The organism is Oceanicola sp. 502str15 (assembly GCF_024105635.1).
In the GTDB taxonomy this organism is placed as follows: domain Bacteria; phylum Pseudomonadota; class Alphaproteobacteria; order Rhodobacterales; family Rhodobacteraceae; genus Vannielia.
In genome coordinates this window covers 2,389,750-2,409,264 of record NZ_WYDQ01000001.1, presented here as the reverse complement: position 1 = coordinate 2,409,264, position 19,515 = coordinate 2,389,750, and the positions used below count along the sequence as shown (strand labels likewise).

Annotated in this window: 17 protein-coding genes and 1 tRNA gene; 9 read left to right on the top strand and 9 right to left on the bottom strand. The window is 64.5% G+C overall.

Annotated elements, in window-relative coordinates; all coding sequences use genetic code 11:
* Window positions 1–14 precede the first annotated feature (14 nt).
* Together GTH22_RS11655 and GTH22_RS11650 are read left to right on the top strand one after the other, a co-directional pair.
* The gene (locus GTH22_RS11655) at window positions 15–659 is read left to right on the top strand and encodes a hypothetical protein (protein ID WP_252945399.1); all 645 of its coding nucleotides are present in this window, start codon (window positions 15–17) and stop codon (window positions 657–659) included.
* 107 nt (window positions 660–766) lie between these two features.
* A complete protein-coding gene (locus GTH22_RS11650) occupies window positions 767–2,134 on the top strand; it encodes an aspartate aminotransferase family protein (RefSeq protein ID WP_252945398.1) in 1,368 nt (455 codons plus the stop codon).
* A 14-nt stretch (window positions 2,135–2,148) separates the two neighbouring features.
* On the opposite strand, the gene GTH22_RS11645 is transcribed toward GTH22_RS11650, so the two are convergent.
* The 3 genes from GTH22_RS11645 to GTH22_RS11635 all read right to left on the bottom strand — a co-directional run bounded on the left by GTH22_RS11645 (window position 2,149) and on the right by GTH22_RS11635 (window position 5,317).
* Complete coding sequence (locus GTH22_RS11645; RefSeq protein ID WP_252945397.1) at window positions 2,149–3,564, bottom strand: UdgX family uracil-DNA binding protein; 1,416 nt, start codon at window positions 3,562–3,564, stop codon at window positions 2,149–2,151.
* Window positions 3,564–4,790, bottom strand: a complete 1,227-nt coding sequence (locus GTH22_RS11640; protein ID WP_252945396.1) for a putative DNA modification/repair radical SAM protein — start codon at window positions 4,788–4,790, stop codon at window positions 3,564–3,566. The genes GTH22_RS11645 and GTH22_RS11640 overlap by 1 nt, the downstream gene beginning before the upstream one ends.
* 107 nt (window positions 4,791–4,897) lie before the next feature.
* Entirely contained in the window at window positions 4,898–5,317 is a 420-nt protein-coding gene (locus tag GTH22_RS11635; RefSeq protein ID WP_252945395.1) for a VOC family protein, read from the bottom strand.
* A 120-nt stretch (window positions 5,318–5,437) separates the two neighbouring features.
* Here GTH22_RS11635 and ychF point away from each other — a divergent pair, with 120 nt between their 5' ends.
* From ychF to GTH22_RS11600, 7 genes are all read left to right on the top strand, one after another.
* Complete coding sequence (gene ychF / locus GTH22_RS11630; RefSeq protein ID WP_252945394.1) at window positions 5,438–6,535, top strand: redox-regulated ATPase YchF; 1,098 nt, start codon at window positions 5,438–5,440, stop codon at window positions 6,533–6,535.
* 78 nt (window positions 6,536–6,613) lie between these two features.
* A complete protein-coding gene (locus tag GTH22_RS11625; RefSeq protein ID WP_252945393.1) occupies window positions 6,614–6,958 on the top strand; it encodes a hypothetical protein in 345 nt (114 codons plus the stop codon).
* Between the two features lie 203 nt (window positions 6,959–7,161).
* Window positions 7,162–8,136, top strand: a complete 975-nt coding sequence (speB, locus tag GTH22_RS11620) for an agmatinase (RefSeq protein ID WP_252945392.1) — start codon at window positions 7,162–7,164, stop codon at window positions 8,134–8,136.
* A gap of 194 nt (window positions 8,137–8,330) precedes the next feature.
* Window positions 8,331–9,224, top strand: a complete 894-nt coding sequence (locus GTH22_RS11615; protein WP_252945391.1) for a dioxygenase — start codon at window positions 8,331–8,333, stop codon at window positions 9,222–9,224.
* A 49-nt stretch (window positions 9,225–9,273) separates the two neighbouring features.
* Window positions 9,274–9,363: transfer RNA gene (locus GTH22_RS11610), tRNA-Ser, on the top strand.
* A 237-nt stretch (window positions 9,364–9,600) separates the two neighbouring features.
* Window positions 9,601–9,933 (top strand): AlpA family transcriptional regulator, encoded by a 333-nt coding sequence (locus GTH22_RS11605; protein WP_252945390.1) that lies wholly within the window; start codon window positions 9,601–9,603, stop codon window positions 9,931–9,933.
* A gap of 59 nt (window positions 9,934–9,992) precedes the next feature.
* Window positions 9,993–11,552 carry a tyrosine-type recombinase/integrase gene (locus tag GTH22_RS11600; RefSeq protein ID WP_252945389.1) on the top strand — a complete coding sequence of 520 codons (1,560 nt, stop codon included), beginning with the start codon at window positions 9,993–9,995 and terminating at the stop codon, window positions 11,550–11,552.
* A 279-nt stretch (window positions 11,553–11,831) separates the two neighbouring features.
* On the opposite strand, the gene GTH22_RS22250 is transcribed toward GTH22_RS11600, so the two are convergent.
* From GTH22_RS22250 to GTH22_RS11575, 6 genes are all read right to left on the bottom strand, one after another.
* Window positions 11,832–12,011 (bottom strand): FCD domain-containing protein, encoded by a 180-nt coding sequence (locus GTH22_RS22250; RefSeq protein WP_371928385.1) that lies wholly within the window; start codon window positions 12,009–12,011, stop codon window positions 11,832–11,834.
* 323 nt (window positions 12,012–12,334) lie between these two features.
* The gene (locus GTH22_RS11595; RefSeq protein WP_252945388.1) at window positions 12,335–14,548 is read right to left on the bottom strand and encodes a xanthine dehydrogenase family protein molybdopterin-binding subunit; all 2,214 of its coding nucleotides are present in this window, start codon (window positions 14,546–14,548) and stop codon (window positions 12,335–12,337) included.
* A complete protein-coding gene (locus GTH22_RS11590) occupies window positions 14,545–15,510 on the bottom strand; it encodes a xanthine dehydrogenase family protein subunit M (RefSeq protein ID WP_252945387.1) in 966 nt (321 codons plus the stop codon). Before GTH22_RS11590 ends, GTH22_RS11595 begins: the two co-directional genes overlap by 4 nt.
* Entirely contained in the window at window positions 15,507–16,016 is a 510-nt protein-coding gene (locus tag GTH22_RS11585) for a 2Fe-2S iron-sulfur cluster-binding protein (protein WP_252945386.1), read from the bottom strand. The genes GTH22_RS11590 and GTH22_RS11585 overlap by 4 nt, the downstream gene beginning before the upstream one ends.
* A gap of 133 nt (window positions 16,017–16,149) precedes the next feature.
* Window positions 16,150–18,582: a DNA ligase D gene (gene ligD / locus GTH22_RS11580; protein ID WP_252945385.1), complete on the bottom strand. Its 2,433-nt coding sequence runs from the start codon at window positions 18,580–18,582 to the stop codon at window positions 16,150–16,152.
* Window positions 18,579–19,427 carry a Ku protein gene (locus GTH22_RS11575; protein ID WP_252945384.1) on the bottom strand — a complete coding sequence of 283 codons (849 nt, stop codon included), beginning with the start codon at window positions 19,425–19,427 and terminating at the stop codon, window positions 18,579–18,581. The genes ligD and GTH22_RS11575 overlap by 4 nt, the downstream gene beginning before the upstream one ends.
* Window positions 19,428–19,515 lie beyond the last annotated feature (88 nt).

The window sequence follows — 19,515 nt, the reverse complement described above, 5'->3', positions numbered from 1 at the left end:
AAATTGCCATTTCGGTGTTTCGGGACACTCAAACCAACCAGTGGTTCGTCGAGAGGGTCGAGTTCAACCTGCATGCCACCCGGGTGCGCACCACCTTCAACGTTGCCCAGCCACTGGCCCAGGCTTTCACGCCGGAGTTTCTGGCCGAGTTGATGCCCCACCTGCCCACCTCCCATGATCGCGGATTGCTGGCCGATAGCCAGTTGCACGTGGCCATCGCGCACCTGTCGCTCGTGGGCATTCGTGTGGCGGCCCAGACGGTGTTTGACGGCATCCAGAAGGTTCTGGTCCGCTTTCAGCGCGCCTTCGGTTCGGTTCAGGCAATGCTGCTGCCCCGGCACCGCACGGAACACGCTGCCGAGAATGCCTTGCACTATGTTGCCGCAACGGCCCTCCTCGACCTTCTCCTGCCCTGCCTCGACATGCTGCGTCTCGATGCATCTGTGGCCAAGTCCGATGGCGAGGCCGGCGCGCGGGTGGCGGCGCGGCTGCAGGCGCTTCAAGGCAAAAAGCACGACCTCGAGTTCTATGTCGGCCTGCTCACGCGCTACCTTGCCCATACCCCCGGACAGGAGGCCCCGGCCACAGCCGAGTTGCCCGATGAGACACCCGCAGCGCTGAAGGGCTTTCGCCTTCCCGGACCCATTCCCGTCCGCTAGCGGGTTGGTTGCAATGCGCTCACCTGAGGGAAGTTGGTGTTTCGGGGGGTGACTTCCGACGTTGCCTCTGCATTCTGTGCCGCAAGACTACACAGAAAGGCACCCCCATGAACCGCCACTCCCCCAACTCGCCCGAAGCCCGCGATATCGCCTACCATCTGCACAGCTACACGAACGCTGAGCTGCATCAGGATGTCGGCCCCACCGTGATCGAGCGCGGCGAAGGCATTCATGTGTGGGACAATCAGGGTAAACGCTATGTCGAGGCGCTGGCCGGGCTCTGGTCGGTGGCCGTGGGCTTTGGCGAGGAGCGGCTGGTCGAGGCGGCGGCGGCGCAGATGAAGCAGCTGCCCTATTACCAGACTTTCGCGCACCGCTCCCACGGCCCTGCGATCGACCTTGCAGAGAAGCTGGTCAGCATCGCGCCCGTACCGATGAGCAAGGCCTATTTCACCAACTCCGGCTCCGAGGCCAACGACACGGTGGTAAAGTTTCTCTGGTATCGCGCCAACGCGCTGGGCAAGCCGGAGAAGAAAAAGATCATCTCCCGCCTGCGCGGCTATCACGGCGTTACCGTGGCATCCGCCTCGCTAACCGGGCTTCCCTACAACCACCGCAGCTTCGATCTGCCGCTGCCCGGCATCCTCCACACCACCTGTCCTCACTTCTGGAAGGAGGGTCAGGACGGCGAGACCGAAGAGGAGTTTGCCTCCCGCTGCGCCGCCGATCTCGACGCGATGATCCAGGCCGAGGGTCCGGACACGATTGCCGCCTTCATCGGTGAGCCGGTGATGGGCGCGGGCGGTGTTGTGGTACCGCCGAAGGGCTACTGGGAGAAGATCCAGGCGGTGCTGTCCCAGTATGACATTCTGCTGGTGGCGGACGAGGTCATCTGCGGCTTCGGCCGGACCGGCAACCTCTGGGGCAGCCAGACCTTTGATATCAAGCCCGATATCATGGTCAGCTCCAAGCAGATCACCTCTTCGTACTTTCCGCTGTCGGCCGTGCTGCTGAACGAGCGGGCCTATGCCCCCATTCAGGACGAGTCGGGCCGCATCGGCACGCTGGGCCATGGCGTAACGGGCGCGGGCCATCCGGTGGGCGCTGCCGTGGCGCTGGAAAACATCGCCATCATCGAAGAGCGCGGACTGGTCGCCAACGCCGCCAGGCAGGGCGAGCCGCTGCGGGCCGGCCTGAAGAAGCTGGCGGAAGAGTTCGACCTGGTGGGCGAAATGCGCGGCATCGGGCTGATCGCGGCGCTCGAGATGGACCCGGCGAAGGCCAAAGGCGAGCACGCCGTTGGCGCGATGGGCAACGCGATGAACAAGGCCCTGATGCACCATGGCGTGATTGCGCGAAATCTCGGCGACACCATCGCCTTCTGCCCGCCGATGATCATCGACGAGCAGGGCGTGGCCGAAATCCTGACCGGGGTTGAAGCGGCGCTCAAGGACGTGAGCGTCGAGCTGGGGTGACATGTGTCGCGAGGTCAGCGCAGGTAGGCGCTGGCCTCACGCAAATCTGCCTCGAACTGTCTTTGCGCCGCCTCGCGTGCCCCTGTGTCGGGCAGGCGCAGCAAGTAGCTCGGGTGGGTGGTGAGCAGTACCGGCGTACCATCCGGCGTGGCCTCGATGCTGCCGCGACGGCTGGTGATATTCTTGGAGGAGCCCGTGAGCGATTGCGCGGCGGTGGCGCCCATTGCGAGAATGAGTTTCGGTTTCACCCATTCGCGTTCGAGATCGAGCCACCAAGAGCAGATCTCGATCTCTCCCGCATCGGGCCGCTGGTGGATGCGACGCTTGCCACGCGGTGTGAACTTGAAGTGTTTGACCGCATTGGTCACGTAGGTCTCGGCCCGGCGTAGGCCGGCTCTTGAAGCGCACTCATTGAAGAGAACTCCAGCGGGGCCGACGAACGGCTTGCCTGCCAGATCCTCGGCATCTCCGGGCTGCTCCCCCACCACCATGACACGGGCGGTGAGGGGGCCTTGTCCCGCCACGGCCTGAGTTGCCCTGCAACCGATGGGGCAGCGGGTGCAGGCATCAAGGTGCTGCTTGAAGGTATCAGGTGTTAGGTCTTGCGGCATGGGAGACCGCGTGACCCCGGCTTTGGCCGCAAAGGCAGGCGGGATGGAAGGGAGCTTGGCTTGCATTTCGGCGGCGCGAGCCGGAGCGGTGCGGATCAGTTCCGGGATCAACCGGGCTTCAGGGAGGTTCTTCCAGTACTTCTTCGGCATTTCCGAGCGCATTGCTTCGGGCATGAGGCGGGCGGGGTTGAAGATGTTTGCATAGTAAGTGCGCCAGAGATCATGGCTGGCGTCCTCGGTGGGGCGGGCGTTGTCCACCGTTTCTTCAAAGGCAAGCTCTCCACCGATGAAACGGGCGGTGAGGTAGGGGGTCGCGATCACCCAGTCCATATCGCCGAAGCGCTTGGCGAAGAACGTGGCTGCGGCTTCCACTATGGGGTTGTCCGGCTCGAACCATGCGGCGAACGCCCTGCGGTTTGCGCCCGGTTCTGTCAGCTCGTTGAAGCGCACGAAGGCGTGCATCTTGTGAATGTCGCGGCCCACCTCCTTGCGCTGATGCAGCAACTTTCGCAGCATATCATCGGCACGGTCTCCCCAGCGGATCTCGCCTCTCCCCAGCCGCAGGACAAGCGCATAGGCCCGGGCAAAACGCTCGGGATCGCGATGGTAGAGGCTGCTTTCGATATCAAACAGGGCCTGCTTGGAGAGGCGAATTTCAACCGGGTTCCCTCTTGGCGCGTCGTCCCGTGCAAAAAGGTCATTTTCCGCGTCCTGCGTCCAGCGCACATGCTCGGCGGCCACCCCTGCGGCGGCGAGTCGGCGGGCCTCGCTGCGCCAGGCAGCGACCGAGCCGATGCGGGGCAGGCGGATGGTAAGCATCAGAAAAGACTGAGCTGTTCGGGGGGCGGTGCGAAGCGGGCGCGCAGGTTTGCATCGTCGGTGAGGCCGCGTGGCGACCAGCCGGGACAGGTGATGAAGGCCTTGGCATTCTTCAGATTGCAGCCGACCTTGAGCAGGTCGTCATAGCGCAAGGTGCGATGCCGGCGGGCAGCGAGTATCCGTTTGACCGAGGTGGTGCCCAAACCGGGCGTACGCAGGAGAGCCTCGCGTGGGGCGGTGTTGATATCGACCGGAAATGCCTCGCGGTGCGCCAGTGCCCAGGCAAGCTTGGGGTCGATATCGAGATCGAGCATTCCCGATTCGGGCGCGATCTCGCCGGCATCGAACCCGTAGAACCGCATGAGCCAATCGGCTTGATACAGCCTGTGCTCTCGCTGCAGGGGAGGGCGGATGAGGGGGAGCACCTTGCTCGCATCGGGTATGGGAGAAAAGGCGGAGTAATACACCCGGGACAGCTTGTAGCTGGCATAGAGGTTCGACGAATTTGCGAGGATCTCGCTGTCGGGCGCGGCATCGGCGCCGACGATCATTTGCGTGCTCTGACCTGCGGGAGCGAAACGGCCCTTGCGGCCTTTCCAGGTTGGCTCTTTCGCGGCCTCCCGGCGGGCGCGCACGCCTGCCATGGCGGTGCGGATCTGCTGGGCGGACTTCTCGGGGGCCAGTGTTGTCAGGGCCTTCTCGGTTGGCAGCTCGACGTTTATGGAGAGGCGATCCGCCCACTTGCCGGCCTCGTCGAGCAGTTCGGGGGAGGCGTCGGGGATTGTCTTGAGGTGGATGTAGCCGCGGAAGTTTTCCTGCTGCCGCAGGGTGCGGGCAATGCGGACCATGTCGGCCATGGTGTCATCCGGCGATTTGATGATGCCCGAGGAAAGAAACAGGCCTTCGATGTAGTTCCGGCGGTAGAACTCGACGGTGAGATGGACGACCTCCTCGACCGTGAAGCGCGCTCTTTCGACCCGACTCGATACGCGGTTCACGCAATAGGCGCAGTCGTAGATGCAGAAGTTTGTCATCAGGATCTTGAGCAGCGAGATGCAGCGGCCATCCGGGGCGTAGGCATGGCAAATGCCCGAGCCACCGGAGGAGCCGAGGCCCTTTCCGTCTTTGCTGCTGCGCTTCTCCCCGCCTGACGACGCGCAGGAGGCATCGTACTTGGCGGCATCTGCGAGGATTGCCAGTTTGTTTTCGAGCGTTCTTTTGACCATGATGTTCTGTTTATGTTCTTCTTTCGGAACATGCCAGTCACAGGGTCGAGAGTGCAATGTAGTAGGACGTAGCCGAGGCAGGGCGAGTCAGCCCGGGAGGCTGGCGGTTAGCCTTCTGGTCCTTCTGCCATGACCATCCAGCGAATGCCGAAGCGGTCTGTGAGGGTGCCGAAGGCGGGAGAGAAGAACATTTCCATCATCGGCATCCGCACCTCGCCGCCTTTCGACAGAGCGGCAAACACGCGCTCGGCCTCGGGCTTGTCCTTGAGCGTCACCGAAATCGAGCTGCCCGCCATCGGAACGAAGTCGCCCATCATGTCGTCACCGCCGTAAAGATGCGTGTCGCCCACCCGGACGGCGCCGTGCATCACCGCATCGCCCGAAACGCCGGGCATCTGTGCGCGCTCTTCTTCCGGCATGGCAGAGAAAAGGAACAGCTCGGGCGCGGGGCTGCCGAAGATCTCGGCGTAGGACTCGAAGGCCTCGCGGCATGTGCCGCGATAGAAGAGATAGGGAATGGCTTTCATGGGAAACTCCTTTTGCGTTGAGATCAACGTAATATGAGGGCCGCCACGGAGTCAACGGCTCCGCTTGCCCTTCGGCACCACCCTGCCTAGAACGCCCTTGCAACATCGGAGTAACGTTTCATGGGCTTCAAGACCGGCATCGTGGGGCTTCCCAACGTGGGTAAGTCGACGCTGTTCAACGCGCTGACCCGCACTGCGGCGGCACAGGCGGCCAACTTTCCCTTCTGCACCATCGAGCCCAACGTGGGCGAGGTGGCGGTGCCTGACGCGCGGCTGGAAAAGCTGGCGGCGATCGCCAAGTCGAAGCAGATCATTCCGACGCGCATGACCTTCGTCGACATTGCCGGGCTGGTGAAGGGTGCGAGCAAGGGGGAAGGGCTGGGCAACCAGTTTCTTGCCAACATCCGCGAATGCGACGCGGTGGCCCATGTGCTGCGCTGCTTTGAAGATGGCGACGTGACCCACGTGGAAGGCCGCGTCGACCCTGTCGCCGATGCCGAGACCATCGAAACCGAGCTGATGCTGGCCGACCTCGAAAGCATCGAGAAGCGCCGCGCCGGCCTGGTGCGCAAGCTCAAGGGCAACGACAAGGAAGCCGCCCAGCAGGACCGGCTGCTGGCGCAGGCCCAGGCCGCGCTGGAAGACGGCAAGCCTGCCCGCAGCGTGGAGGTTGCCGACGAGGACCTTCGGGCCTGGAAACTGCTGCAACTGCTCACCTCCAAGCCCATTCTCTACGTCTGCAACGTGACCGAAGACGAGGCCGCCGAGGGCAATGCCCACTCTGCCGCCGTCGCCAAGATGGCCGAAGCCCAGGGTGCGGCGAGCGTGGTGATCTCCGCCCGGATCGAAGAGGAGATCTCGCAGCTCGACCCGGACGAGGCCGAGATGTTCCTTGAGGAGCTCGGCCTGAAGGAAGCCGGGCTCGACCGGCTCATCCGTGCGGGCCACCAGCTGCTGCACCTCCAGACCTACTTCACGGTAGGCCCCAAGGAAGCACGCGCCTGGACGATCCCCGAGGGCACCTCGGCCCCCGCTGCCGCCGGCGTGATTCATGGCGACTTCGAGAAGGGTTTCATCCGCGCCGAAACCATCGCCTACGATGACTATATCGCAGGCAATGGCGAGCAGGGCGCCAAGGAGGCCGGCAAGATGCGGGCCGAAGGCAAAAGCTACGTAGTGCAGGATGGCGATGTGCTGCATTTTCTCCATTCCGGCTGACCAAGACCGACCGCCCGGGCCCTGTGCCGTGAGGGCGCATTTTCCGCGGGCGGCCAAACAGAAAGGACCCTTGTTTTCGTGACCCGTTTCGTTCCGCTGATCGCCCTCCTTCTGGCCGCCTGTTCTACCGATGCAATCGTTAATACCGCTTATCCCGACAGGGCGCGCTTTGGCTTCGCCAACGCCAGCGGCGACCAGAGCACCTATCTCTGCGCACCGGGGGCCGACGCCAAGGCGCGGGCCACCCAGGCACACCGCTACACCGAGGCCCGGCTGGGCAAGGTTGCGGATTGGGCGGCAAACCACATCGTCAACGGCACCGCCACGAGCACCCAGATCTCGCGCCGGATCAACGCCGAGGCCGAGGCGACGGTGAAAGAGACCGAAAAGCGCTACCAATGCCTGCTGATTGACGCGGAGTGAGCTGCGGGGCGAGGCTTGCCACCGGGGCAGCAACGTCTCGGGTGTGCGAAGTTGCTCCGGGCACCCTCCATGCGGACGCGGGGTTCCGCTGACTTGAACTCACCATCGCCGCGGGCGCGCGACGTGCTGGCGCTGGCCTGAGGGGGCTTTCCATCCGGGGCTGCGGACGGCACTCTGGGCGGCAGGTCAGCGAGGATGCCCCAATGTCAGATACCTTCTTTCAACCCGTCTCGGGCTTCGATCTGCCGCGGTTTGCCGGCATCCCGACCTTCATGAGGCTTCCTCATCTGTCGTTTGACGACCAGCGGCTCGTCGAGGTCGACATCGGGTTGATCGGGGTGCCATGGGACAGCGGCACCACCAACCGGCCGGGCCCGCGCCATGGGCCACGCGCGTTGCGGGACGCCTCGACCATGATCCGGGCCGAGAATGGGGCCACCGGGGTGCGGCCCTACGAGCTGGTCAACTGCGCCGACCTCGGAGACGTGGCACCGAACCCGGCGGATATTCCTGATACCATGGACAGGTTAACGTCATTCTACGCGAAGGTTCTCGATGCGGGAATCATGCCGCTGACCGCGGGGGGCGACCATCTGACCTCGCTGCCGGTGCTGCGGGCAGTGGCCGCCAATGACCCGGTGGGGATGGTGCATTTCGACAGCCACACCGACCTCTACCACTCCTATTTCGGCGGCACGATGTACACCCATGGCACCCCGTTCCGCCGCGCCGTGGAAGAAGGGCTGCTGGAGCCCGAGCGGGTGGTGCAGATCGGTATTCGCGGCACGGCCTATGACAGCGAGGACAAGGATTTTGCCAAGTCGGTCGGCATCCGGTTGATTCCGATAGAGGAATTTCATGCCCGCGGGGTCGATGACGTGATGGCCGAGGCCCGCGAGATCGTGGGGCAGGGGCCCACCTACATCAGCTACGACATCGACTTCATCGACCCGGCCTTCGCGCCGGGCACGGGCACGCCGGAGGTCGGCGGGCCGAACAGCTACCAGGCGTTGCAGGTGGTGCGGGCGCTGCGGGGCCTCAACGTGGTGGGCGCCGACATGGTGGAAGTCTCGCCGCCCTTCGATGTGGGCGGGCTGACCTCCTACCTCGGGGCCTCGGTCATGTTCGAACTGCTCTGCGTGATGGCAGAGGCGATCGCCGGCGGGACGGAAGGTTGATATTCGGTAAAAGCTGAAGGATTTCGGGCGTTAACCGTAAAAAGATCACAGGCACAAGCTGTGCACATCCCGTACACACCCCGTGCATACGCGAAATCGGACAGCCTGGTTAAGTTAACCACCCGTCCCGCGCAACGGGGCGCGGTCGCCCCGCGCCGCCGCTCGGCAGAGAAGATGCCAAAGGAGACCCACCCATGCCCATCATTGCGAACCTCGAGGCGCTCACCCCCGCCGTGCTCGACGTCATGGCCCAAACCCGCGATCCGCGTCTGCGGGAGATCATGGAGAGCCTCGTGCGCCACCTGCACGGCTTCGTCCGCGAGACCGGGCTGACCGAGGAGGAGTTCCGGGCGGCGACCGGGGTGCTGAATCGGATGGGCCAGCAGACGACCGACAGCCACAACGAGTTCGTGCTGATGGCGGGCTCGCTCGGGGTGTCGTCTCTGGTCTGCCTTCAGAACAACGGCGAGGGCGGAAGCACGGAAACGACCCAGAGCCTGCTTGGCCCGTTCTGGCGGCTGAACCACCCGGAAACGGGGCAGGGCGCGACGATCGTGCGCTCCGACACGCCGGGGCCTGCGATGTTTGCCGAGTTTGCCTTTGTCGATGCCGCGGGGCAGCCGGTGGAGGGGCTGGAGGTGGACGTGTGGCACGCCTCGCCGGTGGGGCTCTACGAGAACCAGGACGCGGGCCAGGCGCCCTACAACCTGCGCGGCAAGTTCCACACCGGGGCGGATGGGCGCGTGCGGTTTCGCTCGGTGCGCCCGGTGGGCTACCCGATTCCGACCGACACCACGGTGGGGCAGCTGCTGGAGGCGCAGGACAGGCACCCGATGCGTCCCGCCCACGTGCATGTGCTGGCCTTCAAGAAGGGCTTCAAGACGTTGATTTCGCAGATCTACGTGGATGACACGGAATGGCTGACCTCGGATGTGCAGTTCGGCGTAACCGAGGCGCTGATCGGCACGCTGGAGCGCCACGAGGGCGCGCATCCCGAAGCGGGAGAGATCGGCCCGTGGTTTTCGCTGGAGCATCGCTTCGTGCTGCAGGAGGGTGAGGCGAAGCTGCCGGTGCCGCCGATCAAGTAGGCCGAATTCCCCCTTGCCCCCAAAGCCTCGCGCCGATAAACCCGCCGGCGGAGACGTGGCCGAGTGGTCGAAGGCGCTCCCCTGCTAAGGGAGTAGGCGGGAAACCGTCTCGAGGGTTCGAATCCCTTCGTCTCCGCCATTATTGCTGCCTATGGTATTGATTAGGTTGCGAAGGTTTGGAGCTGCCGCATTCAGCCCCACATCTAGCCCCACATTTCCCACCGCCTTTCGCGGGTCCGAAAAATGACTTGTCAGGTCGCTTCAGGTCGTTGCATGTTGGCGCCATAGGTGAGGGCTACCTGATAAGCCCGCAGTACAACCGCAATTCATAGGCGCAGGATGTTGTCTTGATTGCCCTCGACGAAGGGGATCAAGCATGTCCAATGCTGACTCAAGCTATCACGAACAATTCGATCTTTTTTCGGATGAACTCAACGCGAACAGCGTTGCCGAGGTCACCCCGGGCGAAGTGGCCGCTAAGGAGCCGCTCGCCAATGCCGTAAGTCCTGCGGAGCACGCGCCCGGCGGAAATTATCTTTCGGTAAAGCAAGTTGCAGCCCATTTCGGTGTGTCTTCCGCCACGATCTGGCGGTGGTGCACGAAAGGCGATTTCCCTAAACCGGTCCGATTCTCCAACAGGGTCACGCGCTGGGCGCGCGTGGATATGGAGCAGTTCGAAGCCCGCCGTCGAACTCTCGTTCAAGAATGAGCCGCTCGTACAGGAAGGTTCGGCCGATGCGGCATCGAGTCTACTCGGTTCCCCAGGTCATGGAGCTCTACGATGTGTGTCGGAACACGGTATCGAACTGGGTTGGCGATGGGTTGCGCCCCTCTCCGGGTGAGGGGCAACATCTGTTTAGAGGAGAAGAACTGAAACGCTTTCATGAGCTTCGTCGATCCAGAAGCCGTCAGTCACTACGCCACGGGCAATTCAAATGCTTCACGTGCAAGGCGATTTTCTTTCCGGAAGTCGGCTCAGTCGAAATTTTGCCTGACGCACTCCGCAGACTGACGGCATTTGCCGTCTGCCCAAACTGTGAAGTGCGCAACTCAAAGTTCCTGAATGAGGTTGAGTGCGACAAGCTCACGAAGGCTGTCCAAACCAACACCAGCCTGCAAGTCATAGCCGAAGATGAAGCTGACTCTCCGGCTGGTATTGGGAAGATCCGTTCACCCGATGACGAGAATGCGGCGGGACGCGGTGGCTCATGCAACGATCGGACAGTGTTTGACTGGCAGCAATACGCAGGTCGTTACGACGCCAAAACCTTGGCGGCACATCTCGTCTCCATTCGGGAGTTCGAGGCGTCCGTCGGGGAGAAGCCGTTTGAAAAGCTGCGCCAAGAGGATGTGGCCGGGTATCGCGATGGCTTGTTGTTGCGCCTGGAAGAGAGTGGTGAGGACGGTCTTTCCTGTTCGACGGTGCGGCACCGGGTTTCTCACGTGCGGGGCTTCCTTAACTGGCTCCGCGGTAAAGATGGCTTCCGCAGGCTGAGCGCCAACTTGCCGGGTTACCTCGAACTACCCCGGAAATTGTCTGCCAAGGCACTTCCCAAAGCCCGTAGCTATCCAGGTATCGAGGACGCTGCCGCGATGGTTGCTGGCATGCCTGCCGGTAGTCTTCGTGAGCGACGTGACCAAGCGATCGTAGCAATGGCCTTTCTTTCGGGCTTCCGGGCGACGGCGCTAATCAATCTCCGAATAAGGCACGTCGAAGTGGTGAATGCCCAAGTGATCCATGAGGGGCGGAGCCTCAAAGGAAAGAACGGCAAGAACTTTGTCGTCAGCTTTTTCCCGCGCACCGAAAGTTTCGAGCGTGTCGTGCGGGAGTGGATCGAAACCATAGTACAGCTGGGTTTCGGAGAAGACGACGCTCTCTTCCCGGATCATCGGCACCTCGTCCACAAATTGGGCCGCGGTCGAATGATTGAGCCAATGCGCAGCGCAGGTTCGGTTACTCGGGCTTTCAAGGCCGCAAGTCTGGTCGCTGATGCGGAACACAGCCCACATTGCGCGAGAGACACGCTGGCCGCTCTGGGCAACGTTCTTTGTAAGTCGGCACGTGAAAGAAAAGCGTGGTCTCAGAACCTAGGGCACGAGACGGACGTGATTACCGAACGATACTACGGCAAGCTGAAAGAAGACCAGCGCTCGGGCATCATGACGGAAATGAGAGCGCGGGGAGACTTGATTGATTATGAAAAGGACCTGCTCCTGGACCTGTTCTTCAATCGTTTGGATCGGAGCTCTCCAGACTACGTGCGCGCAACAAAACTACAGATCGCTCTGATCCAATCTGAACAAGGCTCATGCCAGGTTATTGACTAGTAACGTAAGGCAAACATTCGCCAAGAAGTCACGACTTCCACGGGTGGAAACCGATTGATCAAGCCAGTCTTAAACCGGCTGCGCTGCGGAAGGTTGCGCGTAGAAAGTCAGCTCACGGCACCTTTTCAGGGGCGAGCGTTCCCTCTTGCAGCCCCGCAAGCCAGAGAAGCTGATGCCAACCTAACTTCGTCGCTACGGGGATCAGGTTGTTCGGCCGGCTCCGGGCAATGACCATGTGCCGTTGGTGCAGGTCAGTTGCGAGGCAAAGTCGACTGCATCTCAGTGCTCGATATTGAAAGTCTCGCGGACCTGATCCCAGGCGTCTTCGAGATGTTTGCGCAAGGCAGCCTCGGCTGCATCCGGATCACGCCCGAGAATGCCATCCACGATCGCCTGATGCGCAGCCACGTTGCGACGATTCCGTTCCGGTAGACAACTCTTGGAGCTTTGGGGAGACAGCTCTGCCCAAACCCTGTGGCCCGCAAAGCATGGTCACTGAATCTCGGCCACGAAACCGACACGATCACAGAGACGTCTATGGCAAGATGTCGGACGAAGAGCGGTTTGAGATACTTGGCAGTATGAGAAACGCTAGGGAATCGACATCCGAAGAAAAGGAGCTAATGCTGGATTACTATCTACATCGCATCCACCGTGGAACGCCCGAATTCGAACGAGCGTTGCAGTTGACGATCATGAAGCAGCAACGGCCGACGTGAGGTTTGGCGCGCGCGTTACTCGTATCGCGATATGAGAGCCCGCTGCGTCATGGCTTAGACTGCTTAATCGCGGCAGCACAAATCGCCAAACTGTAAGATCACCTTGTCCAGCGTGGCGGGGTACTCACGAACACGGACGCCCGTGGCGTTGAAAATGGCGTTGTTGATCGCCGCCGCCGCGCCGCAGATGCCCAACTCACCTATGCCCTTCGCCTGTAGCGGGTTGGCCCAGTCGTCACGCTCCTCGATGAACTGCACCTCGATCTGAGGCACGTCCAGGTTGACCGGCAGGTGGTATTCCGCGAAGTCGTGGTTGATGATTTGGCCATGACGGGGGTCATGGACCAGCTCTTCCGTCAGTGCCATGCCGATGCCGAAGACCATGCCGCCGATGCATTGCGAGCGCGCGGTCTGTGGGTTGAGGATGCGGCCGGCGGCAAAAGCGCCTTGCATTCGGCGAACCCGGCTTTCTCCGGTGACGGCATTGACGGCGACCTCGGCAAAGTAGGCACCAAAGGTGGACTGGCGGCGCTCGGTCTGGGTGTCGCCGGGCTCAACGTGGCCGATCTGCTCGCAGGGGCCGTCGAGCAACTCGGAGAGCGGGCGGGTGACGTTGGCGGCGGTGGCCTGGCCGTCCTTCAGCGTGAGGTCCGGCTCGTCGACGCCCATGCTCTGCGCCAGCTGCGCCCGGATCGCCTCGCAGGCCAGGAACACGGATGTGCCGCTCGAGGCCGCGCCCCAGGAACCGCCGGAGCCGGGGCCGGGGGGCAGGGCGCTGTCGCCCAGGGTGACGGTGACGCGCTCGGGGGGCAAGCCCAGCATCTCGCCCGCGATCTGGCCGAGGATGGCATAGGTGCCGGTGCCGATGTCGGTCATGTCGGTCTCGACCTCGGCGCGCCCGTCCGGGTGCAGGCGCACGCGGGCCTTGGCTTCCTGCAGGATGTTCACCCGGAAGGCCGAGGCCATGCCGTGCCCGATCAGCCATTCGCCCTCGCGCCTGGCGCCGGGCTCGGCACTGCGGGCGCTCCAGCCGAAGGCTTCGGCCCCGGCGTCCAGCGCGGCGCGGAGCTTGTGCGACGAGAAGGGGATGCCCTGGCTCGGGTCCTCCTCGGGGATGTTGTTGCGACGTAGCTCCACCGGGTCGATCCCCGCACGGTGAGCGAGTTCGTCCATCGCGGTCTCGAAGGCGGTGACGCCGACCGACTCGCCCGGCGCCCGGACTGAGCCCGCGCAGGTGCGGTGCACCCGGGCGATGCGGTGGCCGATCTCGCGGTTCTCGCCGCGATACATGAAGGGCGTGGCCTGTGTGACCGGCTCGGAGAACGACTCGCCGGGCAGGTTGGACACCAGCGCCTCGTGGCCGATGCCCGTGAGCCGCCCCTCGCTATCTGCGGCGAGGCGGATGCGCTGGGTGGTTTCGGAGCGCCGCATGGTGGTTTCGAACACCTGCTGGCGGGTGAGGGCGACGGAGACCGGGCGGCCCAGCTCCCTGGCGGCCAGCGCGGCGGCGACCGCCTCGGGCGCGATCCCCAGCTTGGCGCCGAAGCCGCCGCCCACGTAAGGCGCGCGGATGCGCACCTTCGCGGGGTCGATCCCGAGGGCATCGGCCAGCTCGTTCACGTTGTACTTCAGCATCTGGTAGCTGCCGTGCACGGTGAGTGTGTCGCCGTCCCAGGCGGCGATGGAGGCGTGCGGCTCCATCGCCGCGCTGTTGTGGCCGGGCGTGATGTAGGTTTCGTCCACGCTATAGGCGGCGGCCTCCATCGCCGCGTAAAGGTCGCCCTGCGACAACTGCTTTTCGTCCGGTTCCTCGATCTCTTCGGCCAGGTTCGGGTCGTTGACCGCGCCGGTCCGGGATGCCACCTTGATCTCCAGGCTTTGTGCCCCGTGGCGGGCGGCCTCGAAGCTCTCGCCGACCACGAGGGCCACCGGCTGGCCGAAGTAGGCGATCTCCGAGGGGTCCTGCACCGGCGCCTCGTTGGCGGTGCCCTGGGCCGGGTTTCGCAGGAGGCGCGGGTCGGTGAGGACCGCAAGGATGCCGGGAAGGGCCTTTACCGTCTCGGCACTCGTGCCGGTCACGCGGCCCGCGGTGACGGGGGCGCGGACCAGCACGCCGTGGCACAGACCCTCGGGCCGCCACTCGTTGGCGTATTGTGCGGTGCCAGATACCTTGAGCGGCCCCTCCGGGCGGGTCATCGCTGTACCGACGACGCCTTGCGCCATGTCGTCGAGGCGGCGGCGGGTGTCGGGCTTGTCCATCTTCAGGTGGCTGGTCATCGGGTCGCCTCCTTGAGCACCGCCTTCAGGGTGCGGCGGGTTAGGGGGATCTTGAAGTCGTTGCTGCCATGGCCCCTGGCCTTGGCCAGCAGGATGTCGGCGGCCTTGTCAAAGAGCGCATCCGAGGGGGGCTCGCCGACCAACGCCTCTTCGACATCGGCATTTCGCCAAGGCATGGGAGCGAGCCCCCCGAAGGCGAGCTGGGCGCGGGAGATGCCGCCGCTCTCCACCTCGACCACCGCCGCGACCGACACCAGCGCGAATGCATAGGAGGCCCGGTCGCGTACCTTGCGATAGACCTGCCGGCCCGTGACAGCGGGGGGCAGGTGCACCGCCGTGATCAGCTCGCCGGGCTCCAGCACCGTCTCGATCTCTGGGGTGTCGCCGGGCAGGCGGTAGAACGCCGCCAGGTCGAGCAGCCGGGTCTCGCCCGAGGTGGACAGAACCTCGACCTCGGCTCCGAGCGCCCTCAGGGCCACGGCCATGTCGCTGGGGTGGGTCGCGATGCAGTGCTCGCTCTCGCCCAGGATGGCGTGGATGCGGTTGAACCCGCCGAGCGCGTCGCATCCCGATCCGGGCTCGCGCTTGTTGCAGCGCATCGCGGTGTCGTAGAAATAATAGCAGCGGGTGCGCTGGAGCAAATTGCCGCCCGTGGTGGCCTTGTTGCGCAACTGCCCGCTGGCCCCGGCCAGAAGCGCCTTGCTCAGCACCGGCCAGTCGCGGCGAATGCGCGGGTCGGCGGCGAGCGCGCTGTTGGTGACCAGCGCGCCGATCTTCAAGCCGCCATCTTCCAGCTCGTCGATCTTGGCAAGGTCAAGCCGGGTGATGTCCACCAGCTTCTCAGGCGCCATGACTTCGAGTTTCATCAGGTCGAGCAGGTTGGTGCCCCCGGCGATGATGGTGCCGCCCTCGCGGGCCACGTCACCCGTGCCACTGGCGCGGCGGTAGTCGAACGCCCTCATGACTCTTCTCCCCGCCCGACGCTGCGGATAGCATCAACGATGTTTGGGTAGGCCGAGCAGCGGCAGAGATTGCCGCTCATTCGCTCCGAGATTTCCTCGTCGCTCAGTTCGGGCGGGGCGGTGATGTTGTCGGTGACATGGCTGGGCCACCCGGCCTTGATCTCTTCGAGCATTGCGGTGGCCGAGCAGATCTGGCCCGGAGTGCAGTACCCGCATTGGAAGCCGTCGTGTTGGACGAAGGCTTTCTGAAGGGGAGACAGGTCTTGGGGCGTGCCCAGCCCTTCGATCGTCGTGATCTCGTCGCCGTCATGCATGCAGGCCAGGGTGAGGCAGGCGTTGATGCGCTGTCCGTTCAGCAGCACGGTGCAGGCGCCGCACTGGCCGTGGTCGCAGCCCTTCTTGGTGCCTGTCAGGCCGAAGTGATGGCGCAGGGCATCGAGCAGGGTCGTGCGGCTGTCGGCCTCCAAAACGCGGGTTTCATCGTTGATCGTCAGCTCTGTTCGCACGGGCTGGGCCTCCGGTGTTCGAGGACGTGGGCGGGGGCGCACGCGGCGACCCGTTGCAGCCTCAACCGGTGCGGGCGCAGGAGGTTCCGTGGTCCGGGGGATTGGCGCACCTGACCGAGCGGCAGGCTCAGGCTCATGCCCAGGCTTCGAGCGCTTCGACCGCAGCGGCCCCGATGCTGCCGAGCGGGGCGTTCTCCAGCGGGCAGAGGGCGGCGAGACGGGCCTCCATGTCGCCCGCGTGGAACACGTCGCCGGAGGGCAGGCCGTTCAGCTCTTCCCAGGTGACCGGCACCGCCACGGCGGCGCTCTTGCGGGCACGCAGCGAATAGGGTGCGATTGCCGTGGACCCGCGCTCGTTGCGCAGCCAGTCGATGAAGGTCCGGCCCTTGCGCTTGGTCTTGGACATGGCGGCGGTGTAGCGGTCGGGGTGCCGCTCCGCGAGGATCTGGGCGAAGGTGCGGGAGAAGAACTTCACCGTGTCCCACCCGGCGACCCGGCGCAGTGGCACGATGACATGCACCCCCTTGCCGCCGGTGACCATGGGCGCGCTTTCCAGCCCGCAGGCGCTCAGACCCTCGCGCACCTCTGCAGCGGCGGCCTTCACCGCGTCGAAGCCGAGGCTCTCGTCGGGGTCGAGGTCGAAGACCATCCTGTCAGGGCGCTCGATCCGGTCGCGGGCGGAGCCCCAGATGTGAAACTCCAGCGTGCCCATCTGCGCCGCGCCGATCAGGCCCTCGGGGGTGGTGACATACATGTAGTCCTCTGTTCCGCCGTCCTTCTCCTCGATCGGCATCGACTTGACTTCGGAGGGAAAGCCCTTGCCCGCGTGCTTCTGGAAGAAGCAGTCGCCCGGGAGGCCGGAGGGGCAGCGCAGTAGCGAGAGCGGGCGGTTCGCGGCATGGGTCAGCATCCGCTCGGCCACGCGAGCATAGTGGCGCGCGACGTCAGCCTTGGTCAGCCCGGCCTCGGGGTAGACGACCCGGTCGGCGCTGGAAAGGCGCACCCCGCCAACCTTTTCTTCCGCGCCATCGATCTCGGCCTCTTGCTTCGCACTCACCTCGCGTGGCTCCTTGTCTTCGCGCAGGCCCTTGAACACGCCGTGGCGGATGCGGCCCTCGCTGGTGAATTCGGTGTATTCGACCTCGGCCACCAGCTTGGGGGTGACCCAATGCGCGCCATCGGCCTCGGAGGGCAGTTCGCCTTCGAAGGGCGGGGTCTTGCGGGCGAGGGGCTTCAGGGCGGCGCCGATCTCGTCGAAGGCGTCTGCGTCGAATCCGGTGCCGACCCGTCCGCGATAGACGAAGCGCCCGCCCTCGCGGCTGCCGAGCAGCAATGAGGCAAAGGGGCGCCCCCGCTTGTCGGAGGGCGACCAGCCACCGATGACGAACTCGGCGCGACGGATGCACTTCGCCTTGATCCAGGAGCGCCCGCGCCCGCCGCGATAGGGCGCATCCAGCCGCTTGGAGACGATCCCCTCGCCGCCCGCCTCGCAGATCGTGGCGAGCGCCGCGGCACCGTTGCCCTCCAGTACGGGGCTCAGCCGGAGCGGGCCGCGCGGAGGCAGGGAGGCAAACAGTCCCTCGAGCGCCTTGCGCCTTTCGGTTAGCGGTTTGCCGGTCAGGTCGGCTCCGTCGAGGGCGAGGCAGTCGAAGGCATAGAAGGTGAGTGGCTCGCCGGCCTTCAGCGCCGCCTGAAGCGCCGAGAAGTCACCGCCCGCGCCGCCCGCGACCACCTCGCCGTCGATCAGCGCGGCGTCGCAGGGCAGGGCATCGGCCGGGTCGCGCAGGGCGCCGAAGCGGTCGGACCAGTCCTTGCCGTTGCGGGTGTAGAGCCGCACGCCGCCCTTGCCGACGGCGATCAGGCAGCGGTAGCCGTCGAGCTTGGCCTCGTGCTGCCAGCCGTCACCCTCGGGCGGGGCATCAGCCAGCGTGGCCAACTGAAGCTTGCGGAAGCGGGGCAGGGGCCTGGCATGGTCGGCGGGGCGGAGGGCGCTACGGTCGGCGGCGATGTCACGCATCGCGCGGCCGGTGGTGACGCTGGTGCGGTGCCGGTTGACCAGCGCATCCGCGCTGCGCCCGGCGAAATCGTCGCGCTCCTTGATGAGCAGCCAGTTCTCGCGCTTTTCGCCCTTCTTGCCGCGCATCCGCACCAGGGCCCAGCCCCCCTTCATCCGCGCGCCGTGGAGGCGGAAGTGCAGCTTGCCCTGTTTCAGCCCCTCGGCCACGGGTTGCAGCGGCTCCCACCAGCCGGTGTCCCAGAGCATGACTGTGCCGCCGCCATATTCCTTTTCGGGGATGGTGCCCTCGAAGCTGCCGTAGCTCACCGGATGGTCCTCGGTGCGCACCGCCAGCCGCTTCTGGCCCGGGTCGGCAGAGGGGCCCTTGGTAACGGCCCAGGACAGCAGAACGCCGTCCCATTCGAGTCGGAAGTCGAAGTGCAGGCGGGTGGCATCGTGCTTCTGAACGACGAAGCCTGGCTGGCGGCCTCCGGCCTCAACCAGCTCGGCGCGCGGCTCGGGGGTGACCGAGAAATCCCGTTTAGCCGCATATTCCCGAAGCTGGCTCATGACGCCTTCTTCTTGCGTCCGCCCGTGCTTTTACTCGTGCTTTTGCTCGTGCCCTTGCTCTGCTTCAGGCTCTTCTTCAGTGCATCCATCAGGTCCACCACGTTTTCACCCTCGGGGCGATCTTCCTTGTCTTCCGCCTTCGCGCGCGGGGTCTTGCTCGAGCGCATCTTGCGGGAGATCAGGTCTTGCAGGGCGGCGGCGTAGTGATCTTCAAAGGCGGAAGCGTCGAAGGGGGCGGTCTTCTTTTCGATCAGCTGGGTGGCCACCTCGAGCAACTCCTCGTCGGAGGCGTCGTCCTCTATGCCGGAGAACAGTGGGTCGGCATCGCGGATGTCCTGCTCGTAATGCAGGGTCTCCATCAGCAAGCCGTCGCCGCAGGGCCGGATTGCGCAGAGGTATTCCTTGCCACGCATGCTGAGCTGGCCAAGTCCGGCCTTCTTGGTTTGGCGCAGGGCGTCGCGCACCACGCGGTAGGCGTCTTCGGCCAGCTCGTCGGAGGGGACCACGTAGTAGGGCCGGTCGAACCAGATCGGGGCGATCTCGGTGATCTCGACGAACTGGCTCAGCTCCAGCGTCTTCTTGGTCTCGAGCTTGATCGCGTCGATCTCGTCGGGCTCCAGCAGAATGAAGTCGCCATTGTCTGTCTCGTAGCCTTTCATGATGTCGGAGGTCTCCACCGGTCCCACCCCCTTCACCACCTTCTGGTAGCTCACCGGCTTGCCGGAGGGCTTGTGGATCTGTCGGAAGGACACCTTGCTGCCGGAGTTGCGGGCCGAGTGGATCTCGACCGGGATCGCCACCAGCGAAAGCCTGAGCTGCCCTTTCCATATCGCGCGTGACGCCATGAGATGTGCCCTTTCGATCTGTCCCGCCGCCGCTGGCAGTTCAACGCGGGACCAACGCGGAGCGGGGTACAAAGTTTCCGCTCGGACC